This window comes from Nitrobacter vulgaris, from assembly GCF_031453995.1.
Classification (GTDB): Bacteria; Pseudomonadota; Alphaproteobacteria; order Rhizobiales; family Xanthobacteraceae; genus Nitrobacter; species Nitrobacter vulgaris.
This window is the reverse complement of sequence record NZ_JAVDPZ010000077.1, coordinates 1-3,275: the sequence shown is the minus strand read 5'-3', so window position 1 is coordinate 3,275 and position 3,275 is coordinate 1. Positions and strand designations below refer to the sequence as shown.

Annotated in this window: 5 protein-coding genes; 4 read left to right on the top strand and 1 reads right to left on the bottom strand. The window is 58.2% G+C overall.

The features are described 5' to 3' along the window. The first annotated feature begins 754 nt into the window (after nucleotides 1–754). From GGQ85_RS20580 to GGQ85_RS20570, 3 genes are all read left to right on the top strand, one after another. The gene (locus tag GGQ85_RS20580) at nucleotides 755–880 is read left to right on the top strand and encodes a hypothetical protein (protein WP_309776067.1); all 126 of its coding nucleotides are present in this window, start codon (nucleotides 755–757) and stop codon (nucleotides 878–880) included. Then, a complete protein-coding gene (locus tag GGQ85_RS20575; protein WP_309776066.1) occupies nucleotides 877–1,242 on the top strand; it encodes a serine integrase family protein in 366 nt (121 codons plus the stop codon). Before GGQ85_RS20580 ends, GGQ85_RS20575 begins: the two co-directional genes overlap by 4 nt. A gap of 311 nt (nucleotides 1,243–1,553) precedes the next feature. Continuing rightward, the gene (locus GGQ85_RS20570) at nucleotides 1,554–2,081 is read left to right on the top strand and encodes a hypothetical protein (RefSeq protein WP_309776065.1); all 528 of its coding nucleotides are present in this window, start codon (nucleotides 1,554–1,556) and stop codon (nucleotides 2,079–2,081) included. Between the two features lie 58 nt (nucleotides 2,082–2,139). On the opposite strand, the gene GGQ85_RS20565 is transcribed toward GGQ85_RS20570, so the two are convergent. Further along, the gene (locus GGQ85_RS20565) at nucleotides 2,140–2,469 is read right to left on the bottom strand and encodes a hypothetical protein (protein WP_309776064.1); all 330 of its coding nucleotides are present in this window, start codon (nucleotides 2,467–2,469) and stop codon (nucleotides 2,140–2,142) included. A 482-nt stretch (nucleotides 2,470–2,951) separates the two neighbouring features. On the opposite strand from GGQ85_RS20565, the gene GGQ85_RS20560 reads away from it, so the two are divergent. Then, the gene (locus tag GGQ85_RS20560) at nucleotides 2,952–3,152 is read left to right on the top strand and encodes a Lar family restriction alleviation protein (protein ID WP_309776063.1); all 201 of its coding nucleotides are present in this window, start codon (nucleotides 2,952–2,954) and stop codon (nucleotides 3,150–3,152) included. Nucleotides 3,153–3,275 lie beyond the last annotated feature (123 nt).

Sequence of the window (3,275 nt, the reverse complement as noted above, 5' to 3'; positions counted from 1 at the left end):
AAGGGTGATGAAAATTCCGGTTCGCATGCGCCAGACTCGCATGCATCCAGTCAGATGGGAATCCCATCCCGGATTCAAATGTCAGACGCGATCCAGTAGTATGTCCTGATCAGTCGTCGTTTGCGCAATCGCCGATGTGGTGGCAAGGGCAATGAGCGCGCTCAGGGCAACTCTCTTCATGGAAAGGGTTCCTCCGTTTGGAAGGGAGAAACGTGACCCCGTGCCTTGGTTCCACACTATGTCCGGCGCCGTCGCGATATCTACAGTCTAACCGGCCCGCTAAGTACTTTGACACTCCCGCGAGCTGGCAATGGCTGTTCGCGACGGTCCCAGAACGCTTGATGATGCGCTCAGCCGGGATAAACTCAGGACCGGGACGTCCAGCCTATGATTGGCGCGCATGAAATGAAGCGGATCCTACTCGCCCTCGCCCTCGCCCTGGTCGCGTCCCAAGCGCTCGCGCAATCGCGGCCCTACTATGATTCCACCTACTACGATTCGTCCGGGCGCACTGCCACTCACTGGAGGACCGACTGCCAAGCACTCGAGTTTGTTTCTATCCGACCGTGTCGGCTCGCTCGTCCACGAGCGGGAATCGATCAACGAGCGAAGCCTTGGGCGAACCACGATAACCGATCCGAAATAAGAAATCGGGTTACGAGCGCGCCTAAGCCGCCGCAACTGCCTCCTCGATGACGCGCCGCCTATAATCGGCCAGCGGTTTGTTTTGCTCTATCGCGGCGCGGCGGTCGTCGTGGCTATGGCAAGGCACGATGTCGACGTTGTCTGCGGTACCAACCATGCCTCACGGTTCGCCCGTGAACTGGTGACGCAGGAGCTGGGCGTCCTGACGCTGATCAAGCGCGATGTCCGAGTTTGACTGCCAGGGGCGATGACCTGACCGACAGTAGCGACCCCTCGCGCAAGATGATGCGCCAGATAGCTGGCTCGTTCGCCGAGTATGAAAAGGCCAGGCTCGTTGCAAAGCTCAAGGCCGCGCGCGAGCGCAAGCGGCTCATCACGGGCAAGTGCGAAAATCGCAAGAGTCATGGCGAGATCAATCCCCAGATGGTGCAGATCGCCAAAAGGCTGCGCCGGCGCAAGCGCGGCAATTCCCTACGAGCCATAGCTGCCGATCTGGCAGCCCCGGGGCTACGTCAACGCCAACGGCAAAGAGTTTTCAGCGGCGTCCCAGATTACCTTCAACCGCCGCGCCTTCGAGCGCCAGCAGTGCAGGGCTAGTGATTGTGGCCATTCCACTTAGATGTTGAGACAATGAGATCGCTGCCGGATAGAAGCCTTGTGAGCAAGTGCAGCACAGACAACCGGACGAGCGAAGGGAGCTTAATGATCCCGTGACCATGCCCCCGTTTCCACGTTGCATCCCGAGCGGCGGACCAAAGTTCCAGCCGCTGTTCAACAAGCTGAAGAACTCATGCCGCCTAGCGACCAGATTGACAAGACCGTGGAAAGCTATCTCGGCTTCATCAATCTCTCAGCCATCTGCATTTGGATCAAACACCACTTCCTGCCACGAATAAATGAGCTCTCGAATGGCCCACAATCCTATCGGCGACCAGGCGATGACGGATGCGGAGCGCCAGCGGAAACGCCGCGAGCGTCTGCGTCAAGCCGACCCGCCTAATCGCGGCGCCGTCAGAGTGACGAGCTCTGAGGACCGCCAGCGCGATGAGATCATCTGGCCTCTGGAGCGACAACCCGCGGAGGTCTCCCAGAGGGCCGCCAAGGGCTCGGCAGAGGCGTCACAGGCGCTGGTCTACGCGAAAGCCGAGATCAAGCGGCTGACACAGGAACTCCGCATCGCCCGAACCGAGATTTTGTTGCGCAGCGACGAGATCGAGAAGCTGAAGGCGAAGATCGTTAAGCCGGTACCGCTCGATCCTGACAGCGAGGCGGCTCGCCGGATCGATGCGCTTGAGAAAAAGATGAAAACGCTGGTGCCCGCCGAGGTGAAGACCAAGATTGCGAAGGCGCTGAGCGAGCAGACGACGAGCCTGCAGAACCGGCTCGACGCGCTTCAGGCATGGAACGGGCTAGGTCTCAACAACATCGGGAAGTAAAATGAACCGACCCTACGATCCTCATTGAGCATGGTTCCTAGAATTGTCAGCGCCGGTTTCATTCACTTTTTTCGTGGCCTGAACGAATAGCATTGGCGATTTTGGTTGCTACTTCCTTTTTCAGCATCGTTGTGGCGAGAGGCTCGTCTCCAGCCGTCTTATCGAAATTTTCAACCTGATCATCAGCCACCTTTGCGCATTTTTCCCGTTCATCGTAACGAATGGCCGATTCATCCTGCACAAGATCAGCTGCGAGGATCGCGTCTGCAGCTTCCGACAAACCCACAATTGTAATGCGTGCTACACCATCTTCCATAGGAGATGTTTCTAACCTGAGTAAACGTAGGGCATCCATGACCACCACTCGCTTGTTTTCATTGCTGGTCATAGCTCCACCTGTGTTCTGATTTGATCTCCCCCTTTTTTCCATGTGACTACTTTCGTTGCAAAGTTCAAGGCGCGCGACGCAAGGGGCTGTGGCGGGCGCAAGCGCGGCAACTCATTGCGGGCGACTGCTGCCGATCTGGCAGCCTGCGGTTACGTCAACGCGGCGTCAGTGGCCTCAATGCTGGAAGCCTAAGCTACCGGCAGTATGCTGACGGCGTCCGGGGGAGCCCTGTGAGGCAGCGATCGGATTCGTTCGCCCATCAGGGATTATGGAAAATTTTCCAAGACCGCCCCCCGCAAAATCAAAGGAGAGCATAGACTGGCGTGATCGAGGTCTAAAATGATGAATCTTCCGCCTTGGGCGCAAGCCTTGATCGGCGCGTTGATCGGCGCGACCATCTTCGGGGCCATCTACGCGGCCGGTACCGCCGTCATGACATTGTTTCGATGATGCGCGGACAGACTCTAGGCGCAGGAGCGCACGTGACCGACATCGAAGCAATCCCGAGCGAGACGTTCCCCGAGGCTTTGAAGCCGTGTCCGTTCTGCAGCGGGCGACCGTACACCGTGGGCACCAGCCATGGCCTTGGCTACGTGATCAAGTGTGGCCAGTGCTCCGCCCGCGTCGAAAGCGACGCGGGCAAAAAAGACGCGATCAGGCAGTGGCAGAGCCGTGCGCAATGAACGAGTGCGCGTGGTGGCCGGGCGAGCGCTAGGCTCAGGACCCATTAAATTTGTTGCGAGAGGACTGGCGGGTTGATTCAATGGTGATGTTTGGGGGACATCGCCATGGCCGATTTGTTGTTG

What these genes read in the sequence shown, in the direction of transcription:
- GGQ85_RS20570 (WP_309776065.1), top strand. Translation starts at nt 1,554, where the DNA reads ATGGCCCACAATCCTATCGGCGACCAGGCGATGACGGATGCGGAGCGC.
- GGQ85_RS20565 (WP_309776064.1), bottom strand. Translation starts at nt 2,469, where the DNA reads ATGACCAGCAATGAAAACAAGCGAGTGGTGGTCATGGATGCCCTACGT.